Consider the following 18,611-nt stretch of genomic DNA (forward strand, 5'->3'; position numbering starts at 1 on the left):
CGGGGAACTCAATCGAAGACGCCCACGATGTTGAGGACGAGCAGGATCGCGATCGCCACGAACACGACTACGATCACACCGACGACCACCATGGTGGCGACGCCGGTCGGTGGAAACGACCGACTGGTGCGAGGTTCGGGTGCGGACAGTCCGGAGGTCTGGGAGGCCTCCGGCGGAGTTGTGCCGGGCCGGACCCCGCCGGCGGCCTCGAGATCGGGAGTGTTCGCCGGATCGGGGTCCGGGAGGTTGAGCGGTCATGGAACAGTCCTGACGGAGTGGTGCCGGCTCGAGGGTGTGGTGCGGCCGAGTGTGGCATCCGGGGATCCGGATTCTCGGAGCCCACACGGTGGGTGAGTCCTGCCGGCGCCGGTGACGATTCGGTCGGGTCTGCCTGACCGACCGCAGCCCGGTGGGTGAGGGGAATCCGGGTCCCTTTTCCTGCGGGTGCGCCTGGGGTAGTCGGAGGAGGTGACGAGCTCGACTGCTGGGAACGGCACCGGCCCACGAGCGGACAGGTAGGACCACCGCATGGTGTTACGGGAGGTCGGAGACGAGGCGCGAACGGTCCAGACGCGATCGCTGCCCGGGACTGCCTCCGCCTCCGCATCCGGCCGCGACGGTCCGACCCCGAGACTGATCCGCTGCCCGGGGTGTATCCGCCGCAGGAGGACACCTGGCTGCTGGCCTCGGTGCTGCGGAGCGTGTCGGTGGGGCCGCGGACGAGGGTGCTCGACCTGTGCACCGGCACCGGGGCGCTCGCGGTGTGCGCCGCCGAGCAGGGTGCCGGTCGGGTGACGGCCGTTGATATCTCCCGTCGGGCGCTGGTGTCGGCGTGGGCAAATGTCGCTGTGCGCCGCCGGTCGCTGGTGCTGCGCCGCGGGGACCTGCTTACTCCGGTGCGGGACGAGCGGTTCGACCTGGTGGTGTCGAACCCACCGTATGTGCCCGCTGCCGAGGCCACGCTGCCCGGCGGCGGTATCGCCCGGGCATGGGATGCGGGCCGGGACGGGCGCGCCCTCCTCGACCGGATCTGTATGCAGGCGCCCGAGGTGCTCGCCGATCACGGTGCGTTGCTCCTCGTTCAGTCCGTCCTCAGCGACGTCGAGAAGACTTACATCATGCTCGAGGAGCAGGGGTTGCGAGTGGAGATCGCGGCACAGCAGACCATTGCGTTCGGGAAGGTCCTGATGGCACGGCGGTCGATGCTCGAGAATATGCGCCTGATCGAGCCCGGGCAGCGGAGCGAGGAGATCGTCGTGCTGCGCGCCACGCAGTGACGGTCGCCCGTCTCAACCCCGCACACCCAGTTCCCAAGTGGGGTGCTCGGACGGTTCGGCCCTCGATTGAGTTTCGCGGTGTCGGGTGCGCTCCCGACCAGCCGGACGATGCCGGTGGGCACCGATTCGGGGCTCACCGGCCGAGGGCTATGAGATTGGTGTATGCAGGTGAAGTACGTTGTGCTGGTGCATCTTCGGGTGGACGCGGCGTTCGAGCGGCTGCCGGTCGTGCAGACCCTCGCGGTTCCCGAGGGATCGTTGTCGGAGGTCGGACAGGTGCACCGTCTTCGACGGTGCCATAGAGGCGCAGGCGTTGACCTGGAATTCTGGCCTGCGATTGCGGGGCTCGTGAGGTGTTTGAGTAGATGGGCGACGGGCAATCTCGGTTGTAGCGGGCCGGCATGCGGGGTTCGGATATGCGCGCCGACTACGAAGGAGTGGGCGATGGGAATCGTCAAGAGGGCCAAGAACGCCACACAGCATGCGGTGGGGACGTCACGGGCGAAGCTCGGCCGCGCCACCGGCGACGACCAGTTGCAGCGGATCGGGAAGGCCGATCGGAGAAGAGCGAAGGCGAAGAAGGCTGCCGAGAAATTCAAGCGCCTGTTCAAGCACTGAACTTGGGTGTCCTCGTTGCGGATACACCCCCCAGGGGTGTGTTCGTGCGGTGCCCGGATCGAAGCGGCGGAAGGTGCTTTTCTTCCCCGGGTGAACCGGTCACCGTGCCTGGATCGTCGTTCGTGTGGTCGTTGTTACCCATCATTGCTCGACCGATCACGATCGTGACATGCTGCCGACGACCCTGCCGATGGCGGCGCTGCTGAGGGCGCCGAGGGTCACGGTGGCGGCCCCTCCTGGGGGTGATGGCCGATCGGGCGGTGTTGTCGATGAGATAGTCGAGGTGTGTTGTGCAGCCGGTGTCAAGGGATGGAGGTGCCCCCGGGACTGGCGCCGTCGGCGTCGGTGGTGTCGGTCATCAGCCGGGTGATGTCGTCGCGGTCCGCCGGCCCGGGCAGTCCCCAGTCCGGCCGGTAGCCGTACAGGTCACCGAGGGTGACCGAGCGCCGGTTGCCGTCCGCCACCTCGACATCCGCCGAGGTGATCAGTCCGGGATGCGCGACACCGCACGCCTCGGCCACCTTGAACACGTCCCGACGCAGGGCGCGCAGGTAGTTCGACACTCGGACGGACTTCGACTCGACGTCGAGGCCTCGTTCGAGCCAGGTGTTCTGGGTGGCGACGCCGGTGGGACAGCGGTCGGTGTGGCATTTCTGCGCCTGGATACAGCCGACGGCGAGCATGGGTTCACGTGCGATGTTGACCATGTCGCACCCCAGTGCCATCGCGGCGACCGCGTTGTCGGGCAGTCCGAGCTTGCCCGAGCCGATGAAAGTGACCTCGTCTGTCAGACCGGCCTCCGCGAATCGTGAATACACCCGAGCGAATCCACTGCGGAAGGGCAGCGATACCGCGTCGGTGAACACCAGTGGGGCGGCGCCGGTTCCACCTTCACCGCCGTCGATGGTGACAAAGTCGACTCCGCGGTCGGACGTGCGCATCGCGTCCACCAGCAGGTCCCAGAACGTCGGGTCGCCGACGGCCGATTTGATGCCCACCGGCAGGCCCGTCTCCCGGGCGACGAGTTCGACCCAGTCCAGCATGCTGTCGATGTCGTGGAACGCGGTGTGCCGGGAGGGGCTGACGCAGTCACGTCCCTCGGGGATGCCGCGCATCTCTGCGATCTCGGCCGTCACCTTCGCTCCCGGGAGCAGGCCGCCGAGTCCTGGTTTGGCGCCCTGGCTGAGCTTGACTTCGATTGCTTTCACCGGCGCCGACTCGACCAGTGCGACGAGCCGGTCGAGATCGAATCGTCCCTCGCCGTCGCGGCAGCCGAAGTATGCAGTGCCGATCTGGAAGACGAGGTCGGCGCCGTTCCGGTGATATTTCGACAGTCCCCCCTCTCCGGTGTTGTGGAGGCATCCCGCGTCCGCCGCGCCGCGGTTGAGCGCCGTGACGGCCGCGGACGACAACGAGCCGAAGCTCATCGCGGAGATGTTGACGAACGAGGCGGGACGGAAGGCTTTCGCCCGGCCGCGGGCCGCGCCGAGCACCTTCGCCGACGGGATATCGACCTGTTCGCCGGAGTGCGGCCGCGCCGACGGAGGCACCTGGGAGAACGTGCGGTGTTTGACGATCGTGTACCCGTCGGTGAACTCGATGTCGTTGTCGGTGCCGAACCCGAAGGTGTTGGTCTCCCGCTTCGCCGACGCGTACACCCACCGGCGCTGGTCACGGCTGAACGGACGCTCCTCGTCGTTGCCGGTGGTGATGTACTGACGCAGTTCGGGGCCGATCGACTCCAGCAGATATCGGCCGTGCCCGATCACGGGGAAATTCCGCAACAGTGCATGCCGGCGCTGAAGCAGGTCGTAGGAGGCGACCGCGGCGACCGCGGCACCGGCGAAGGCTGTGGACCACCTCATTCCGCCACGGTACTTCCGGTGCGGAGCCGACAGAGACGTTTCGCCGCCGACCCGCGTCCTCCCGACGGTCTCCTCCGTCGGTCAGCGAGGCAGCCCGCGACGACTACGAGGCTCCCACCCCATCGGTCACCGGAACCGGATCGACCGGATCGGACGGTCGGGCCTGGCACCAGGTGGACGGGATGCTGATGATCGAGGACTTCGACACCGTCCCCTGCATCACGTTGTCCGACGGGCCCTACGACACCGTGGCCGGGTTTGTGCTGCATCGGCTCCAACGCATCCCGTACTCGGGGACTGCATCGACTTACAGGGGCACCGCCTGACCGTCACCGCCCTCGACGGTCGCCGTATCACCCGCGTCCGAGTCACCCACCCCGACCGGTAGCACCGGAAGGGCCTCGCTGCTACCGGGATCGTCCGCGACGGTCGAGTTGATGAATCGACCGCGCGATCTGAAGAGGTACCCCGGACTCGTCAGCTGGTCGCCGCCGGCGCCTGGCTCTGCCGATCTCGTCATGGGCGACGTCGCCGGAGCAGCGATCCGCCTGCACGACTGGGATGTCGATTGATTGGACGAGACTCATCTGTCGCACCACGTTCTGCTTCCTGACCGGCGATGCGCGAAGGAGACGGATGGCGCCGGCGATCGCCGGGAGCATACTGCGTACGCGCACCCGTCGCAGATTTGTGGTGTGTGTCGGCGACAGGGTGTGCCGCGATGCGGACGGTCGTTGTTGCCGCCGTGACCGTAACAAGTGACTGACCAGCGCGACTGTCCGGGCAAATCTGACCGGGCGGCGGTGTTCCACCGGGTTCGACCCCGCCGGATGCCGCACAGACGTCGGGGCTGTCCGAGCACGAGCCGCGCACCAGCTGGTCGTTCCCGCCCACCGGTATTGCCGCCATGGTGGTCATCGTGTGATCGTTGTGGTGTTCGTGGCGATCGCGGTTCTGCTGGTGCTCGACATCGTCGGGGTCTTCGACTGAACTCCCGAGTAGTGGTGAAGTCGCTCCGTGACTCGGTGCGGCTCCAAGGGGACACGTCCCGCTGTTCGAGGCCCGTACGTACCGGCTGGTCTGCGTGATGGGACCCGGGCCCGGGCACTCTCGGGTATGGGATCGAACGCAGGCAACCCCACCAGCTCGTCGGCCGCGACTCTCGGTGGTCGCCTGCTGCAACTGGTCGGCGACCGGAACGCCGCCGGATTCTCGTGCGAGATCTCCCGGGTGTGCGCCGAGCTGCACCCGACCGGGGGTCGGCCGGTATACGGCGATGTCCTCGCCTGGGTCGTCGACGCCACCGCCGGCGTCATCGTCGCGCGGCTGGGCGCCGCGGGTCCCGATGAGACGTTGATCCTCGACGTCCGCTTCACGGACGGTCGGTACGTCGACGGCGACGCTCTGCCGGCGTCGGAGCGGTGGGTGTTGCGGACGGTCTCGGCGTTCCTTGTCGAGGATGTGGTGGAGGGGGAGAAATCGCTCACGGCCGCCGAACAATTCGACATCACCCTGCGCGCGGAAATCTTGGCCGACGCCCTGATCTGGCTGGACTTCGTTCTCGACGTCGACCTTCCCGACCCACCCGACATGGCTGCCGTGTAGAAGGCGCATCCAGGCTCGGAAAGTGTGTCGGGCCGGGGCGTTTTCGTGCGGTGAATACGTGTCGGCCCAGGTTCGCGGGTGTCGAGCTCCCAGATGGGAAAACCGCCGGTCGATCTCGTGCCGTGTGTGCCTATGTGGTGCGCGAAGCGCGTTGGTGGGCGGTGAGCAGCAGGTGATCGAACCGGGTGCGCAGGCCGGTGTCGGGTTCGAGCTCACCGAATGCGGCGACGATCCGTTCGGCGAGGGTGCGGAGCCGGGTGTTCGTTTCCTGGGAGCGCCAGGTGAGGATGTCGAACGCGCGGTCGGCGGGGATGCCGTAGACCAGCATCAGCGCCCCCTTGGCCTGTTCGATCACCGCCCGGGATTGTTCGAGGGCGGCGACGGTTTCGTCGACGGAGTCTTTGACGTCGTTGCGGTGGGAGTCGGTGATGTCGATGTAGAAACCGGTGGTGCCGATCACGGCGCCGGTGTCGTCGTGCATGCGGTCGCCGACGACCACGACCTGGTGGATTGTGCCGGTGGTGTCGATGATGCGGTGTTTGCTGCTGAAGGGTTCGGCGTCGTTGATCATCCGGTCCAGGACCCGGGCGACGTGCGGGTGGTCCTCGGGGTGTTTGTGGGAGAGCAGCAGTTCGGTGGTCGGGGTGACCTCGCCGGGCCGGTAGCCGTGCATCTGTGCGACGGTGTCGGACCATTCCCACCGTTGCCCGTCCAAAAAGAAGCGGAAGCTGCCCACTCGCTGCGGCGCACCGCCGCCGAACACCTGTTCTGAATTCACGCCCTATTTTCTAGCGCATGGGTAGCTGGAGTGTTGCGCGGGCGTCGGGTGGTGACGGAACTCGTGGGCAGCGCCGGGGCATCGAGGATCTCACCCGTCGATCCGCATCCGGAGGATCCGAGGGCGGTCGAGCAGCAAGCGGGGAGGAGAACGTCAGTCCCGGGCTGGAGGGGAACACCGGAAACCGTGATCCCCTCGGAGTTGGTTTCACGGTTCGACGAGTCGCTCACCCAGTCCTGACGAGTGCGCTGATGACGTATTGGATGGTCGTCCATCAATGCGGCCGCAATTCCTACCTGGACGTTTGTGTAGATGGCGGGCGGCGAGGTCCGTGTGCTAGATGCACCGCACCCCGCCGGAGGCCGGCCGGACTACGGCGGGGTGCTCGGGTGGGTCGTCGATGCGATTGCCGGGGTGATCAGCGCGCACCTGGGCGCCGCGATCAGCTGGCTCGACTTCCTTCTCGATGCCGACCTCCCCGACCTCACCACCGCATAGCCGGTCCCCCTGCCGGGAAGCGGTGGCGGGGACTCGGTGCTGCGGTGGAGTCCTCGTCCGGGTTCGGCGCGGGACCCGCAGATCAGTCCGGTTACAGTGCCCGACACAACTGCCTCCGGATCCGGTGACACTGCCGCGAACTGTGACATGCGCGTGCTCAGCTGCGCAGCGCGGATCTCCGCGTGGTCAGTGCTCAGGTGTCGCGTGCTCATGGCAGAGTTCCCGGTGTGGTGGAGTGGGCAGCAGGCGGCCGACTGTTGTTCCACGACAGTGGATGCGGAGGGATGTGTGGCGGGCTCCGCAGCCGGTGTTCGCGGCCTCGACCGACTGCCTGCCGGAGGTGGGACGACCAGCCGAAGTCGCGGTTCCGGTGCCTGCTCATGCTCGGTTACTTCACCGTCACGCTGCCGGTGACGAAGAACGCCGGCGTGACGGTGAAGCAGCCGGTGGGTGGGCTGGAATAAACACGCGAGATGGACCACGACGTTCGCGCCGCGCACGACCTCGTTCATGGAGCGTGGGCCGCGTCGGCGGTCAGGACCGTTGTTCGCGATGCGTTCCAGTTACTCGGTCGGCGTGCGACGCCGACGGTCTCGGCAATTGCGATTGGCGGCTCGACACTGGTTCCGATATGCCGGTCGTGCCGATCACGACAACCGTCAAGCGCACGAGCTGCTCCTGTCGACCCGAATGCCCTTCACGGAGAGCGGTAACCGCCACATCGATGCAGGCCTGTCGCCGGGAGGTCTGTGTGGGCCACAAGCCGTACGAACGGTAGACGCGACCGGTCGCAATGGCAGGACAGGGAAGGTTCTTTCGCACGCGATTTCGCCGAAACCTGCTCCGCGGTGTGGGGGTAAGAAAGGCGCCGCAGGGATAACCGCTGAAACAGCCCAGTTCGCCCTGCCCGGCAGCTGGGCGCGGCTCCGCGGATCGGCGCTGGTCTGCGGAGCCGTCGTGTGCCGCGAAAGTATGGGTGCCCTGCCTGTTTGGTCGGCGGGGCCGAGGATGCCGGCACGGATCGGTGTTGGATCCGGGGGTATCGGGTAAGCGGTCGTCATGAGCACAATCACCGAAGCCATCGATGTCGATGTCCCGATCCGGGTCGTGTACGACCAGTGGACACAATTCGAATCCTTTCCACAGTTCATGGAGGGGGTTCGGGAGATCCGCCAACTCGACGACACGCACGTGCACTGGGTGATCGATGTGGCGGGGCAGGTCCGCGAGTTCGACGCCACCATCACCGAGCAGCACCCGGACGAACGAGTGGCCTGGAATTCCGATTCCGGTCCCAACCACGCCGGGGTCATCACCTTCCACCGACTCGACGACGAGAAGACTCGGGTGACCGCCCAGATGGACGTCGACCCAGAAGGATTCGTGGAGAGCGCCGCTGACAAGCTTGGCGTTCTCGGCCACCGAGTCAAGGCCGACATGAAGAAGTTCAAGGAGTTCATCGAACACCGCGGAAACGAGAGCGGTGGATGGCGCGGCGAGGTCGACCGACCGACCCCTTGACTCGACCGGGATCTCGTGATGATACTGCGCTGCAGTAGCTTCCGAACAATCCAGGCAGTCCGGGCGGAAAGGAGACTGGGGGCGCAGCGTTAGGCGTACCCAGCTCAATACAGGGGGCGGGCGGAGATGGCGGTGAGCAGGGTGAGCGCCGGACCGCAGACCGCCACGGAGTTGCGGGTCGCGGCGGCCCGGGACCAGTTGCCGATCATTCGGGTGGTGGCGCGGACGTTGGCCCACCGGCGCGGCTTCCTGCTCACCGAGATCGAGGACATCACCCACGCGGTCGACGAGGTGGGCGCTGCGCTGATCGGCGCGGCGACGCTCGGTTCTTCGCTGCGCTGTTCGTTCGAGGTGTCGGGGTTTGCCTTCCTGCTGACCACTGCGGTCACCTCGCGCCGAGGCCTTCCGCGGTACCCCGGTGCGAGGTGGCGTTCACTCGATGCAGTGACCGACCGCGTGCTGACCACCGACCTGCTGGGGGCGACGGCGGGCGAGCGCGAAGTTGTGGTGGCGTTCATCAAATACCACCACCGCCGTACCTGAGCCGAACATCGGCCGGCCGATGTTCGCGGAACCGAACTTATCGTGTCCCGGCTCGGGGCCCGATCGACGCGGTGGTGCGGGAGAGCAGGAATCCGAGCGCAACCATCGCGACGCCGAGCACGAAGTGCAGCCAGTTGTCGGCCGTGTTGACGGGCACGAAGTTCACATCACTGGCCTGGTCGATGAGCAGGCCGTAGATCCACAGGACGAGGTAGATGATCCCGCCTCCGATGAGGAAGAGTTTCGCGGTGTCGGCGTGCCGGGACATCGCGATACCGGCGACGCCGAACAACAGGTGCACGATGTTGTGCAGGATCGATACCGCGAACACCCCGAGCAGCATGGCCTGGGAGTGGTGGCCGGCGAAGGTGAGCATGTCGTAGTCGGTGGTGATTCCCGGGATGAAGCCGAGGACGCCGACGAGGAGGAACACCGCCCCGACGATCAGGGCGGCGAGTTGCAGGGGTGAGCGCGTCGTGGGTGATGCGGCCGGTCGAGTCATGGGAGTGCCTTTCTCGACGGTGAGAATTCGAATGTCTGTTTCCCAGTGGTACCCCGGTGCCCCACCGGGAAACAGCCGTGCGCGCTCACCGCGGTGTCGGTCGACCACCCGGCACCGGTCGCTGAACGACCAGCAGCCGATCGATGGGCGGTGTGTGATCCGGCACCTCGGGTCAGCCGGCCGCGACGACCCTCAAGGTCTTCAAAGTCGGATCGGTGGCATCGGGCACGGTCATTCCCGCGGCGTGCCCGCTGCGCAGATAGTCGATGACGGCGGTGTCGAGTCGTTCGCCGGGCACGACGGCCGGAATTCGCGGCGGATGCGGGGTGAGCTCTTCGGCCGCGATCCGTCCGGCAGCACGATCGGCTGCGATCATCTCCGTGCTGAAGATCGCATCACCCGGTGCCATCTCGGACTCGAGCTGCAGTTCTTCGGGGTGAACTTGTCGCGGAGTCCGTGCCGGACCGGATGAGCGAACGACCAGTTTCCGTTCGAGCGCAGCGTCCACAACTGATCGGTCAATTCGTTGTCGTCGCGCGCGGCCTCTCCCAACACGACACGTCAGACCAGCCGCCACCACCAGCGCGTGAACTCGGCCGCATCGAGACTGCCGGTAGCCCGGGCCGTGAGCAGCAACTCCGCTGTTTCGTCCCGAATCACCTCCGCGATCGGGCCTGCCAGGTGGTGCATCGGCTGCGCGGTATCGAGCGCCTGCTCGTTCACGGCCCGGCGAAGAACCCGCAGGTCGCCCCGGGAAATCAGAACCCCGTTGGGTTGGAACGGACTGTGCGCAGCCGACTTCTCGCAATTCGCAGCGGTGAAGGCGACGGCGTCGGTGCGCAGCACGGCATCGACGTCCTTGTCCGAGAGAACCACGGCAAGGTCCCGTCCGAATACCCGCATCGGCAGCGGTCCCTCACCGTAGCGCTCGCGCAGTGCAGATATCTGCCGCACTGTGGCTGCGTCCGCCTGCCACCGTTCGAGCAGGGACATGACGCGACGGCGCCGCGCGATGGCACCGACCGCGACGAACGGTAGTGCAACGCCGCCGAACAAACGCGCAACATCGGCAGGCGCGGCGCGACGGCCCGCCCCGTTGCGGTGGCGCCTGTGGCGGTCAGAGTCATCGAGTACCTCCGGATCGACGCGTGCGCACGGGGCACCGCCCCGCCCACACCAGTGCCGTCTACCCCCGGGGGCCGAGGCAAAGAATAGGACTGTCGGCCGGTGTCCCCCCGCCAGGACAACCGCCGATTTGCCCGCTTGTGGGCCGGGTACCCGACACGGGACCTGTCACCGCACACCATCGACTATCCCGGCCGCACCGCGGACATGGCCGAAGAACCGCAGGACGAGATGCGCGCATACCGGGGCAACGACTTGCTCAAAGGCAAACGGGCGCTGGTCACCGGCGGTGACTCGGGAATCGGCCGCGCCGTGGCGGTGGCGTTCGCGAAAGAGGGCGCCGACGTGGCCATCGCGTACCTCGAGGAGAGCGACGACGCGGCGCACACGGCCGAGCTGGTCGAAAACCAGGGGCGGCGCTGCCGCACCTTCGCCGGCGACCTGGCTTCGCCGGCGCACTGCCGTGACATGGTGGCCCGCACCGTCGCGGAACTGGGCGGACTCGACATCGTCGTCAACAATGTCGCCTACCAGGAACCGGTCGACGACTTCCTCGAGTTGTCCGAGGAGCAGTGGCGGCGAACGTTCTCGGTGAACATCGACAGCTACTTCCACGTGAGCAAGGCGGCGGTGCCGCATCTCGGCCCGGGCTCGGCCACCATCAACACCGGTTCGGTCAACGGATTGCGCGGGAACAAGTCGCTAATCGACTATTCCGCGACCAAGGGTGCGGTGACGGCGTTGACGTATTCGTTGGCTCAGACCTTGCTGGATCGCGGAATTCGCGTCAATTGTGTTGCTCCCGGACCGGTCTGGACACCACTGATTCCGGCGACCATGGACGAGGAGAAGGTCGCCGAGTTCGGGAAGCAGGCCCCCTACGGGCGGGCCGCCCAGCCCGACGAGATCGCGCCGTCCTATGTGTTCTTCGCTTCCGGTCTGCTGTCCTCCTACTACTCGGGGGAAGTGCTCGCCCCACTGGGTGGCGAGACACTGCCGGGCTGACGGCGTGCCAGACCTTCGAAAAGTGTTCGAGTCGACAGGAAATCGGGATGTGGTGGACGTGAATGTACTCGAGCGAGGTGTGCGCCTGGTCGAGCATGCTGAAACCCTGGACCGTCCCGCGGGCGCGGTCGTGACCGCGATCAACAAATGGCTCCCGGCGGGCCGGATCAAGGATGCGTTGTCCGGCACCGATCTCGGGCACCCTCTGCACCCACTTCTGGTCACCGTCCCTATCGGCGCGTGGGTCAGCGCGGGCTTCCTCGATGCCCTCGGGGGCACGGGCGCGCGACCGGCTGCGACGAAACTCGTGGGGCTGGGCGCCCTTGCTGCGGTGCCGGCCACACTCACCGGCGCGTCGGACTGGGCCGACACGCTCGGCGCCGAGCGCCGGGTCGGCGCAGTCCACGCGGCGTCGAACTATGCAGCAATCGCTGCATATGTCGCGTCGTGGGCCGCACGCCGTCGCGGCCGTCGCGGCGTCGGTATCGGCCTGTCGGCGGTGGGGGCGGGACTGCTCGGGGTCAGCGGCTGGCTCGGTGGCCATCTGTCCTACGCCGCGGGAGTCGGAGTCGACACCACCGCGTTCTCCACGCTGCCCTCGGACTGGACGGACGTGGCCCCGGAAACGGTCCTGACCGGCAAAGAAATGGCCGCCGTCCTCGTCGGCACCGTGTCGGTGCTGCTGGTGAAGCAGTCGGGCACCGTCGTCGCCCTGAGCAACCGCTGCACCCATCGGGGTGCTCCGCTGCATGACGGCGCCCTCGACGACGGGTGCATCGAATGCCCGTGGCACGGCAGTCGCTTCGGCGTCGCGGACGGCCGGGTTGTCCGAGGTCCCGCGACTCGTCCGCAGCAGGTGTACGAGGCCCGCGTGCGGGACGGACGGATCCAGGTGCGCCAACCGGACGAGCAGCGCACGCTCCGCACCAATCCCGTTGCCAGCGGGAATTGATTGGACAACTGCGCAATCGGAACAATCACCGTCGGCCCAGCTGGCTCCTCCTCGTCGTGTTCTGTTGTCGCGGTCGGCAATGTGCTGTCGCCCGGCTGAGCTGTCGTCGATGAGTTTGTTTGTTCGGCGTCGAACAGCGATCCAATTCAGGATTCTTGGCACGATTCTTCAGCGCGTCGACCGTCCAGTCCTCGGAGGATGGAGACTTTTCGAGGGACGGCGCGACGCCACGAAGAGTGCACCGCCGTGTCATCGTGGCGGACAGTTCGATCGCAGAACAGATTGCCAGGCTCGTCAGGCGGCCAACCAGAGCCTCCGCCGCGCCACGGCCGTCATGCGCTCGAGCCGGTCAGGAGTGGGCGGGGAGTGTTCCAGATATTCGGCCAGGTGCCGCAAGAACACGGAGGCGTCCATGCCGAAGTCGGCCATAATCGTCTCGGCGGGACCGCCGCCGAGGGCGCACCACCGCACTTCGAATGCCACCATCCGATTCATCCCAGTTGCTTCCACTGTCATCGGGGTTTCAGCGACGGCGGTGCCGCATCCGCTTCCATGTTCGCCACCTCGGTGCCGCTGTCGCTGTGCTCCATGCGATCGAGGTGGTGCTTGATCCATGCGGTCGACCACACCGCCGAGGGGGTTGAGTGGGGAGACGGATGTGTCATCGGGCGGTACCTTTCCGGTCGATACCCGCGGTGGGAGTGACGGGTGTGAGGGAGCAATGCAGCGAACGCGGCCGGTCGAGCAGGGGAAGCATCGGTGCGCCACCAGCAGGTGCGCCAGAGTGCTCGAGCGCGGCGGAGAACGCTTTGGCAACGGGTTCGAAGCAGCCCGCCGCCGCGCCGAGTCCGATCCGCTCCATGGTCGCGTGGAGGCCGGCCGGGGCGGCGACGGTCAGACGGCATCGCTGCTCGGACAACCGCTTGGCGGCATCATCGAGTGCGGCCAGCCCGGCGCATCCGGTGAACGGCACGTACAGGAGGTCAACGACGACGCTGTGGCCGGTGAGCACGGCCTCGGCGAGGCACGCTTCCAGTACCGGGGCGGTGACCACGTCGAGGTCGCCGCGCACCCGGATCACCGCGGGTCCACCGACGGGTTCGTCGATCTCGATGCGGAAGCCGGGATCCTCGGGATCGAGGTAGTCCCAGCGGGCGGTACCGCCTCGCGACGAGTACATCCGATCCTGAGAATCGAAGACGGAGCGGAAGTAGGTCATGGGTTCCTCCGGACGGTGACCGGCCCCGGGACCACACTCTGGAACGAAGTAGCTTCAACTTGCGGGTCGATGACCCCAAAGTTGTTCGACGCTTCTGCCCGGCGACGGTGTCTACCAGGCTGCGGTCTCAACCTCTGCTCAGAACATAGCCCGCCGTCGGGCAGAAGGAAACCCTGCACGCCGACTCGCCCGATGCCTGAGAATGTCGGGGCATCCGATGGGCGCGGGGTGAAGAACCGATTCCCCGAGGCGTGGGACACGACGTCGGCGGCCGGTGCATTCCGTCGGGAAAACCTGTGTTGTAGCTGGCCCGCAACACCGACCTCGTCCCCGCCACCGCCGCGGCCCCGGTCCGGCTCGGCACCCGGACCGTCCCGTCGCCGGTTCGGGTGCTCGTGGGCCGAGCCGCTACGCCCGCGCCGATCCTGGGTGGGCGCAGCACACCTTCTCCTCACCTGCAAGGACGGTGCAGCGTCACCGCCGTGCCGACGCCCGCGTTCGCGCTCTTCTGTTAGCGCCGTCGCCGGTACGGGTACACAGAACCTCAGCAGTCCGCGGCGGCGACGAGGAGCTCGTGTAGTGGAAGATCAGTCGGTTCCCACCGTGACCTATCCCAGGAACGGTCATCCCGTCCTCACCCCAGCCATACCGAACGACTCGGCAACCGCGCCGTGCCGCACCGAGATCCTCGAAGCCCTGTTCACGGTGTTGCCGCAGCCGCTGTGCGTCTTCGACGAGCACCGCCGGGTGCTCTTCGTCAACCCGGCGTCCGCTGCACTCGTCGGATATCGCGTGGAGCAACTGGTCGGCGACTACGAGTGGCTGTTGTCGCCGACCGACACGCCCCGGTGGCGCCGATTCCTGCGAGAGGTGCACGGCAGCAAAGTCCCTCGCTCCACGTTCTTCCGGCTCCGGCACCGCGGCGGGGACTGGCTGTGGGTTCATGCGGCGGCCGTGGCGGTTCCCGTGGGCGGCGCGCGTCTGATCGCGGTGACGTGGAAGGACTGCAGCGGCGGCCTCTGCGAGGACCCTCGGACGATCTCGGCCGAGACCTGAGCGATCCCACACCAATGGTGACCGGGTAGCCGGCGGTGACGTTGGTCGAGGAGACCTTCTCGTTCCACATCACCGAGTGGTTGGTGGAGCCTATGAAATGGCAGTGTGGGGGTGGGGCGAAAGGCACTGGTCGAGGATTTGGTTTCCTGGCCGACCCGGAGGGCCTGTGAATGGTGACCGGCGATGTGTGCGGAGCCCCGGCGGAGGACACGGAAAGGTCAATCGAAGACCCCCGCGATGTCGAAGATGAGCAGGATCGCGATCGCGATGAACACGACGGCGATCACGCCGATAACCACCAGGGTGGCAATGCCGGTCGGAGGAAACGACCAACTGGTGCGCGGTTCGTGTTCGGACAATCCTGAGGTCTGTGCGGAGTCCGGCGGGGTCGAGCCGGGTCGTACACCGCCGCCGGATTCGAGATCGGGGGTGTTCGCCGGATCGGGGTCCGGAGGTTGAGCGGTCATCGTCGGTGGCCCTCCCGGGATGCTGCCGTGCTCGGCGTTCGGGAGCGCGGCTGTCACCTGCGGGTACCCGCCCGCGCGGTTCCCCACACGGGTGAGCGGCGCGTGTGCTGCGGGGCCGAATGGTCACGCGGCAGCCTCGGGACTTGTCATGGAATCGGCCACCGCCGGCGGTGCTGCTCATTGGTGATCAGCCCATCCTCCGACGCGAAGACCACCGTGCTGATCGAGAACGTCGAACACCACATGGAAGAAGAGGAGCAGGAGTGGTTCCCGAAGGTGCGAGAAGAGCTGGGACGGAAGAAACTCCAGGAGATCGGTGACAACTGCTCGAACTGAAGGAGAAAGCGCCCACCTCCCCTGCCCAACCGTCGGCGTTGAAGAAGACGGTCGACGCCGTCCTGAAATAGGTGCGGCTCGCGCGCGGACCGAAAGGTCAGCGATTGACGGTTTGGGTAGGGCGGACCCTCGACACTGTACGGACACTACTCGTGGGGGCGCCGTTTCAGGTCGCCACCGCGGTGCGCGGCGGTGCCTGGGTCTTTCATCCACGCGACCTGGTCGCCACCGGAGACAGCGAGTTGCACACCCGGTGGTAGACGCTCGAGCCGGGGACCACAACGAAGGTGGTGGCGAGGCTGTCCGGGGGAGTGTGAACTCCGGCCGGTGTACCGGACGTGCTCGGGCTCGCTCTGAAAATCTCGCCCGATCCGCCCGGCACCGAGTGGGATCTCCTGCTGGCCACCTCCGGCACCTCGGCGGTGATCCGGGTCCTCCCCGCTCCCGCGACCAACTGGAGCAGCGCCCGGTGCAGCGGCCTGATGCCCTACTCGTCGCAGGTGCGGACACCAGGTGGGTGCGTGCAATCCCGGTCGCACCGCGTCCGGCGACAACCTCTTTGGACGCGCTACGCGAAGCCCTCGCGGTCGCGGCACTGAGGTTTCGGTTCCTATTGGTCTCGATGACCGGGTCGCCCGTCCCCCGCCGGGCTGGTGACGTTGATGCAGGTGCAGGAACAGCCGGACGACGCACAGCCCACCTTTGACCCGGTGCTGAACCGTCCACCGGGGTTGCCGCTGCGGCCCCACCTGGCTCGCGGGGGTGCGGGTCGGCGCATACCGGGGAACCCGATACGGCCGCGGGGCCCCATCCCGTAGGCCTCGCCCACGGCAAGAGCACGGTGCGCCGGGCGGCGGAGAACGGCTACGGGTGTTGCCGGCCGCGGATCACCACGATCTCTTCGTTGCGTTGCTCGGCGGTAATGATCCCGCGGGCGGCGAGCATGCGGCGTCGTGCGGTCAGGACGGGTCCGAAGGGGATCTCCCGCCGCGCCACGACGTCGTCCCGCAAGCCCTGCTCCTCGAGCATGACCTGAGTCTTGTCCACGCCGCTCAGCGCCGACTGCGCGAGAAGCAGCATTCCCCCGGGTGCGAGGACATCCGGTGCCTGGCAGCAGATTCGGTCGAGCAGCGTCCGCCCATCGGTGCCGGCATCCCAAGCCCGCGCCATCCCGGTGCCGGGAATCCGGTCGTCCTCGGCGGGCACGTACGGCGGGTTGGAGATCACCAGGTCGAAGCGTTCCCCGCGGACGGGTCCGGTCAGGCTGCCCTGCAGCACCCGGATCGGGCACCCGCGTGCGCGAGCGTTGAGCCGGGCGGTGAGTACGGCGCGGTGGGAAATATCGATCGCGGTGACACTGCCCGCCCCCAGTTCCGCCGCCCGCAGGGCGAGCGCCCCGGTGCCGGTGCAGATGTCGAGGACCCGCGTGCGCGGATCCAGCAGATGCTCGGCCAGAGCGCCAGCGAGTAACCACGTATCATGCTGTGGGGCATAGACACCCGGGATCCGCAGCAGCATCGTCCACTCCTTCCGCCTACCAGACCCAAACCACCCGGCACCGCACTAGCGATCGAGTGCATCTCCGCAGGCACAGCGCGTCGACGGTGGTCGCCTCCACCACCCGTCCGGATCACCGTCGACGTGCCGCAGTTCGGTCCCAGCGGCACCGCCGGCAAAATCCCGAACCACACCGTCCCCGTCGGTCGTCCACCCTCAGGTTGCGGTCCGCCGGCACCAGTGGCCACCCCATCCGCGCCGACCGGCTCAGCCACCGTCGCTATCGCGAGCGCACGGGGTTCACTGACCACCGGGCCCTCGGGAACCTGCAACAGCCCGTGTTTCACGGAACGTGCGGAGGCCACGATGCTGCCCCGAGACCCCTCGGACGACGACGTCGCGGCACCGAGAACGGCGAGATCCGTCCGCTGGTCAACGATTCCGCGGTCGCGACGGTGAGATGCTGATCGTGCGCCGCGGCCGAAATACGTTCCGCACTCTCGTCACAGCTGCTCATGCGGCGCGCTCCGGTCCTCGGGCGGGGCGCTTCGGCGACCGAGCGTGACCGCGCGCGTTATTCCCGCCGCGAGCACGATCAGCAACAACGCCACATTGAGCATCCTGCCTCCACCAACTCGTTCCCCCGCACCAACTCTGGTGTGCTCTCTCGGACTGTAGTTTCCCTTGTGGCAGTCTGCCGGTCTTCGGCTCCGACGCGCCGAGACCGTGCACCCGGTCGTGTGTGGACTCCCGCTGCGTTAACGTTCGGGTTGGAGTTGTCCAACAGCGCGAAATGACCCGTACGGCACCACGCTCCGATTCCACAATCGGTGGGCGAAGAGAGCACCATCCGGCCGTCGGGAGCGCAGCCGCGGCGCAGGGCGTCCTCGACGGCACCAGCGTCCTCATGGTCGGCGAGCCCGATGCCGTCTCCCACCACACCCCCGGGTGTTCTCGGGGCGTCTGAAGGCGGTATCGGTCCCCCGCTCGTCTGGTCGGGAGTGTCAGTGGTTGCGCAGCGCCTTGATCAATTCACCTTTTCGCTGGGATGAATAACCCGACAGACCGACCTCTTTCGCCTTCTTCTTCAGCTCGTCGACGGTCCAATCCTCGTACGCCGACGACTTGCCGCCCTTGCGGCCGGTACTGGACCGGCCGCGATTGGCGGCCGAGTTCGCGATCCGCGCCGCCTTCTCCTTCGACGCACCATCCTTGCGTACTTCCTGGTACACCTTCTCATCTTTGATCGATGACCGCGGCATAGTGCTTCCTCCTCGCGTCGATGCTGCTCACCGCATACCCCGAACCGCCGTTCTCTACCACACGGGGCGCCGGCGCGTGACCCCGGACGACCGCGGGCCCTCGCGATCGATGCGGCCCGGTGGAACCGCCCTCGGTCCCTTCGGCTCGGCCCGGGGCGCGCCCAAACGCGCACCGTGCCTACCGCCGCAACAAGCCAGAGGGGTATCCGACGACCGCTCATGGGCCACATAACGGCCCGCGTGCAATATCGGGCGTGTGGCCGAGTACCGCACCGGCTCCGCGCATCCCCCGTGCCTGTGCGGGTGGGCGCCGCTTCGACGACGGGGCCGGTATCGGCGAACGCAATGGCCGCGCTAGCGGGTCACCTCACACCTGGCGTTCCCAGACCCGGTGAGACTTCAGCAGCGCAGTGATGCCGTGAAGCAGCGCGGACGCGTCGTCGGCGATCACGATGCCGGGAGCATCGGCCGGGATTGCGGCCGTG

At 67.2% G+C, this 18,611-nt stretch carries 21 protein-coding genes and 5 pseudogenes; 13 read left to right on the top strand and 13 right to left on the bottom strand.

Going from position 1 to position 18,611, the window contains the following annotated elements:
- Positions 1–8: 8 nt before the first annotated feature.
- Positions 9–258, bottom strand: a pseudogene (locus P3H15_RS49695) (DUF6480 family protein).
- A 383-nt stretch (positions 259–641) separates the two neighbouring features.
- Between P3H15_RS49695 and P3H15_RS49700 the strand changes: the two are divergent.
- Complete coding sequence (locus tag P3H15_RS49700) at positions 642–1,277, top strand: HemK2/MTQ2 family protein methyltransferase (protein ID WP_276144109.1); 636 nt, start codon at positions 642–644, stop codon at positions 1,275–1,277.
- A gap of 444 nt (positions 1,278–1,721) precedes the next feature.
- The gene (locus tag P3H15_RS49705) at positions 1,722–1,895 is read left to right on the top strand and encodes a hypothetical protein (RefSeq protein ID WP_276144092.1); all 174 of its coding nucleotides are present in this window, start codon (positions 1,722–1,724) and stop codon (positions 1,893–1,895) included.
- A 302-nt stretch (positions 1,896–2,197) separates the two neighbouring features.
- On the opposite strand, the gene P3H15_RS49710 is transcribed toward P3H15_RS49705, so the two are convergent.
- Positions 2,198–3,760, bottom strand: coding sequence for an FMN-binding glutamate synthase family protein (locus tag P3H15_RS49710; RefSeq protein WP_276144093.1), 1,563 nt, complete (start codon positions 3,758–3,760; stop codon positions 2,198–2,200).
- Between the two features lie 182 nt (positions 3,761–3,942).
- Here P3H15_RS49710 and P3H15_RS49715 point away from each other — a divergent pair, with 182 nt between their 5' ends.
- The 4 genes and pseudogenes from P3H15_RS49715 to P3H15_RS49730 all read left to right on the top strand — a co-directional run bounded on the left by P3H15_RS49715 (position 3,943) and on the right by P3H15_RS49730 (position 5,365).
- Entirely contained in the window at positions 3,943–4,086 is a 144-nt protein-coding gene (locus tag P3H15_RS49715; protein WP_346348883.1) for a transporter associated domain-containing protein, read from the top strand.
- 111 nt (positions 4,087–4,197) lie between these two features.
- Positions 4,198–4,332 carry a hypothetical protein gene (locus tag P3H15_RS49720; protein WP_276144094.1) on the top strand — a complete coding sequence of 45 codons (135 nt, stop codon included), beginning with the start codon at positions 4,198–4,200 and terminating at the stop codon, positions 4,330–4,332.
- Between the two features lie 203 nt (positions 4,333–4,535).
- A pseudogene (locus P3H15_RS49725) lies at positions 4,536–4,750 on the top strand (DUF6480 family protein).
- Positions 4,751–4,876: 126 nt separating this feature from the next.
- Positions 4,877–5,365: a hypothetical protein gene (locus P3H15_RS49730; protein ID WP_276144095.1), complete on the top strand. Its 489-nt coding sequence runs from the start codon at positions 4,877–4,879 to the stop codon at positions 5,363–5,365.
- Between the two features lie 130 nt (positions 5,366–5,495).
- Here the strand turns inward: P3H15_RS49730 and P3H15_RS49735 are convergent, their stop codons facing one another.
- Entirely contained in the window at positions 5,496–6,143 is a 648-nt protein-coding gene (locus tag P3H15_RS49735; protein WP_276144096.1) for a PAS and ANTAR domain-containing protein, read from the bottom strand.
- Positions 6,144–6,455: 312 nt separating this feature from the next.
- On the opposite strand from P3H15_RS49735, the gene P3H15_RS49740 reads away from it, so the two are divergent.
- From P3H15_RS49740 to P3H15_RS49750, 3 genes are all read left to right on the top strand, one after another.
- Positions 6,456–6,641, top strand: a complete 186-nt coding sequence (locus P3H15_RS49740) for a hypothetical protein (RefSeq protein WP_276144097.1) — start codon at positions 6,456–6,458, stop codon at positions 6,639–6,641.
- Positions 6,642–7,700: 1,059 nt separating this feature from the next.
- Complete coding sequence (locus tag P3H15_RS49745) at positions 7,701–8,162, top strand: SRPBCC family protein (protein WP_276144098.1); 462 nt, start codon at positions 7,701–7,703, stop codon at positions 8,160–8,162.
- Between the two features lie 132 nt (positions 8,163–8,294).
- On the top strand, positions 8,295–8,705 hold the full coding sequence (locus P3H15_RS49750; RefSeq protein WP_276144099.1) for an anti-sigma factor: 411 nt from the start codon (positions 8,295–8,297) through the stop codon (positions 8,703–8,705).
- A 37-nt stretch (positions 8,706–8,742) separates the two neighbouring features.
- Here P3H15_RS49750 and P3H15_RS49755 read toward each other — a convergent pair whose 3' ends face one another.
- The 3 genes and pseudogenes from P3H15_RS49755 to P3H15_RS49765 form a co-directional block, all read right to left on the bottom strand.
- Positions 8,743–9,207, bottom strand: coding sequence for a DUF4383 domain-containing protein (locus P3H15_RS49755; RefSeq protein ID WP_276143884.1), 465 nt, complete (start codon positions 9,205–9,207; stop codon positions 8,743–8,745).
- Between the two features lie 172 nt (positions 9,208–9,379).
- A pseudogene (locus P3H15_RS49760) lies at positions 9,380–9,643 on the bottom strand (ornithine decarboxylase); the annotation flags it as partial.
- Between the two features lie 125 nt (positions 9,644–9,768).
- Positions 9,769–10,200, bottom strand: a complete 432-nt coding sequence (locus tag P3H15_RS49765) for a hypothetical protein (protein ID WP_276144100.1) — start codon at positions 10,198–10,200, stop codon at positions 9,769–9,771.
- Between the two features lie 339 nt (positions 10,201–10,539).
- Between P3H15_RS49765 and P3H15_RS49770 the strand changes: the two genes are divergently transcribed.
- Both P3H15_RS49770 and P3H15_RS49775 read left to right on the top strand, forming a co-directional pair.
- Positions 10,540–11,337 carry an SDR family oxidoreductase gene (locus P3H15_RS49770; protein ID WP_276144110.1) on the top strand — a complete coding sequence of 266 codons (798 nt, stop codon included), beginning with the start codon at positions 10,540–10,542 and terminating at the stop codon, positions 11,335–11,337.
- A 49-nt stretch (positions 11,338–11,386) separates the two neighbouring features.
- Positions 11,387–12,289, top strand: a complete 903-nt coding sequence (locus P3H15_RS49775; protein WP_276144101.1) for a Rieske 2Fe-2S domain-containing protein — start codon at positions 11,387–11,389, stop codon at positions 12,287–12,289.
- Positions 12,290–12,583: 294 nt separating this feature from the next.
- Here P3H15_RS49775 and P3H15_RS49780 read toward each other — a convergent pair whose 3' ends face one another.
- Genes P3H15_RS49780 through P3H15_RS49790 form a run of 3 tightly spaced genes read right to left on the bottom strand, consistent with a single transcriptional unit; the run spans position 12,584 to position 13,508 of the window.
- A complete protein-coding gene (locus P3H15_RS49780; RefSeq protein WP_276144102.1) occupies positions 12,584–12,775 on the bottom strand; it encodes a hypothetical protein in 192 nt (63 codons plus the stop codon).
- A gap of 26 nt (positions 12,776–12,801) precedes the next feature.
- Positions 12,802–12,954: a hypothetical protein gene (locus P3H15_RS49785; protein WP_276144103.1), complete on the bottom strand. Its 153-nt coding sequence runs from the start codon at positions 12,952–12,954 to the stop codon at positions 12,802–12,804.
- Positions 12,951–13,508: an STAS domain-containing protein gene (locus P3H15_RS49790; RefSeq protein ID WP_276144104.1), complete on the bottom strand. Its 558-nt coding sequence runs from the start codon at positions 13,506–13,508 to the stop codon at positions 12,951–12,953. The genes P3H15_RS49785 and P3H15_RS49790 overlap by 4 nt, the downstream gene beginning before the upstream one ends.
- Positions 13,509–14,087: 579 nt before the next feature.
- Here P3H15_RS49790 and P3H15_RS49795 point away from each other — a divergent pair.
- Positions 14,088–14,564 (top strand): PAS domain-containing protein, encoded by a 477-nt coding sequence (locus P3H15_RS49795; protein ID WP_276144105.1) that lies wholly within the window; start codon positions 14,088–14,090, stop codon positions 14,562–14,564.
- Positions 14,565–14,782: 218 nt separating this feature from the next.
- On the opposite strand, the gene P3H15_RS49800 is transcribed toward P3H15_RS49795, so the two are convergent.
- The gene (locus P3H15_RS49800) at positions 14,783–15,031 is read right to left on the bottom strand and encodes a DUF6480 family protein (RefSeq protein ID WP_276144106.1); all 249 of its coding nucleotides are present in this window, start codon (positions 15,029–15,031) and stop codon (positions 14,783–14,785) included.
- A 201-nt stretch (positions 15,032–15,232) separates the two neighbouring features.
- Between P3H15_RS49800 and P3H15_RS49805 the strand changes: the two are divergent.
- A pseudogene (locus tag P3H15_RS49805) lies at positions 15,233–15,438 on the top strand (hemerythrin domain-containing protein); the annotation flags it as partial.
- Between the two features lie 793 nt (positions 15,439–16,231).
- Here P3H15_RS49805 and P3H15_RS49810 read toward each other — a convergent pair.
- The 3 genes and pseudogenes from P3H15_RS49810 to P3H15_RS49815 form a co-directional block, all read right to left on the bottom strand.
- Positions 16,232–16,885, bottom strand: a complete 654-nt coding sequence (locus P3H15_RS49810) for a HemK2/MTQ2 family protein methyltransferase (RefSeq protein ID WP_276144107.1) — start codon at positions 16,883–16,885, stop codon at positions 16,232–16,234.
- A 215-nt stretch (positions 16,886–17,100) separates the two neighbouring features.
- Positions 17,101–17,229, bottom strand: a pseudogene (locus tag P3H15_RS55650) (CinA family protein); the annotation flags it as partial.
- Between the two features lie 639 nt (positions 17,230–17,868).
- Positions 17,869–18,126, bottom strand: a complete 258-nt coding sequence (locus P3H15_RS49815; RefSeq protein ID WP_276144108.1) for a Rho termination factor N-terminal domain-containing protein — start codon at positions 18,124–18,126, stop codon at positions 17,869–17,871.
- Between the last annotated feature and the right edge of the window lie 485 nt (positions 18,127–18,611).

The organism is Rhodococcus sp. T2V (assembly GCF_029269925.1).
Taxonomy (GTDB): Bacteria; Actinomycetota; Actinomycetes; order Mycobacteriales; family Mycobacteriaceae; genus Rhodococcus_F; species Rhodococcus_F koreensis.

What these genes read in the sequence shown, in the direction of transcription:
- P3H15_RS49705 (WP_276144092.1), top strand. Translation starts at nt 1,722, where the DNA reads ATGGGAATCGTCAAGAGGGCCAAGAACGCCACACAGCATGCGGTGGGG.
- P3H15_RS49710 (WP_276144093.1), bottom strand. Translation starts at nt 3,760, where the DNA reads ATGAGGTGGTCCACAGCCTTCGCCGGTGCCGCGGTCGCCGCGGTCGCC.
- P3H15_RS49715 (WP_346348883.1), top strand. Translation starts at nt 3,943, where the DNA reads ATGCTGATGATCGAGGACTTCGACACCGTCCCCTGCATCACGTTGTCC.
- P3H15_RS49720 (WP_276144094.1), top strand. Translation starts at nt 4,198, where the DNA reads ATGAATCGACCGCGCGATCTGAAGAGGTACCCCGGACTCGTCAGCTGG.
- P3H15_RS49730 (WP_276144095.1), top strand. Translation starts at nt 4,877, where the DNA reads ATGGGATCGAACGCAGGCAACCCCACCAGCTCGTCGGCCGCGACTCTC.
- P3H15_RS49740 (WP_276144097.1), top strand. Translation starts at nt 6,456, where the DNA reads ATGGCGGGCGGCGAGGTCCGTGTGCTAGATGCACCGCACCCCGCCGGA.
- P3H15_RS49745 (WP_276144098.1), top strand. Translation starts at nt 7,701, where the DNA reads ATGAGCACAATCACCGAAGCCATCGATGTCGATGTCCCGATCCGGGTC.
- P3H15_RS49755 (WP_276143884.1), bottom strand. Translation starts at nt 9,207, where the DNA reads ATGACTCGACCGGCCGCATCACCCACGACGCGCTCACCCCTGCAACTC.
- P3H15_RS49765 (WP_276144100.1), bottom strand. Translation starts at nt 10,200, where the DNA reads ATGTCCCTGCTCGAACGGTGGCAGGCGGACGCAGCCACAGTGCGGCAG.
- P3H15_RS49770 (WP_276144110.1), top strand. Translation starts at nt 10,540, where the DNA reads ATGGCCGAAGAACCGCAGGACGAGATGCGCGCATACCGGGGCAACGAC.
- P3H15_RS49780 (WP_276144102.1), bottom strand. Translation starts at nt 12,775, where the DNA reads ATGGTGGCATTCGAAGTGCGGTGGTGCGCCCTCGGCGGCGGTCCCGCC.
- P3H15_RS49785 (WP_276144103.1), bottom strand. Translation starts at nt 12,954, where the DNA reads ATGACACATCCGTCTCCCCACTCAACCCCCTCGGCGGTGTGGTCGACC.
- P3H15_RS49790 (WP_276144104.1), bottom strand. Translation starts at nt 13,508, where the DNA reads ATGACCTACTTCCGCTCCGTCTTCGATTCTCAGGATCGGATGTACTCG.
- P3H15_RS49800 (WP_276144106.1), bottom strand. Translation starts at nt 15,031, where the DNA reads ATGACCGCTCAACCTCCGGACCCCGATCCGGCGAACACCCCCGATCTC.
- P3H15_RS49810 (WP_276144107.1), bottom strand. Translation starts at nt 16,885, where the DNA reads ATGCTGCTGCGGATCCCGGGTGTCTATGCCCCACAGCATGATACGTGG.
- P3H15_RS49815 (WP_276144108.1), bottom strand. Translation starts at nt 18,126, where the DNA reads ATGCCGCGGTCATCGATCAAAGATGAGAAGGTGTACCAGGAAGTACGC.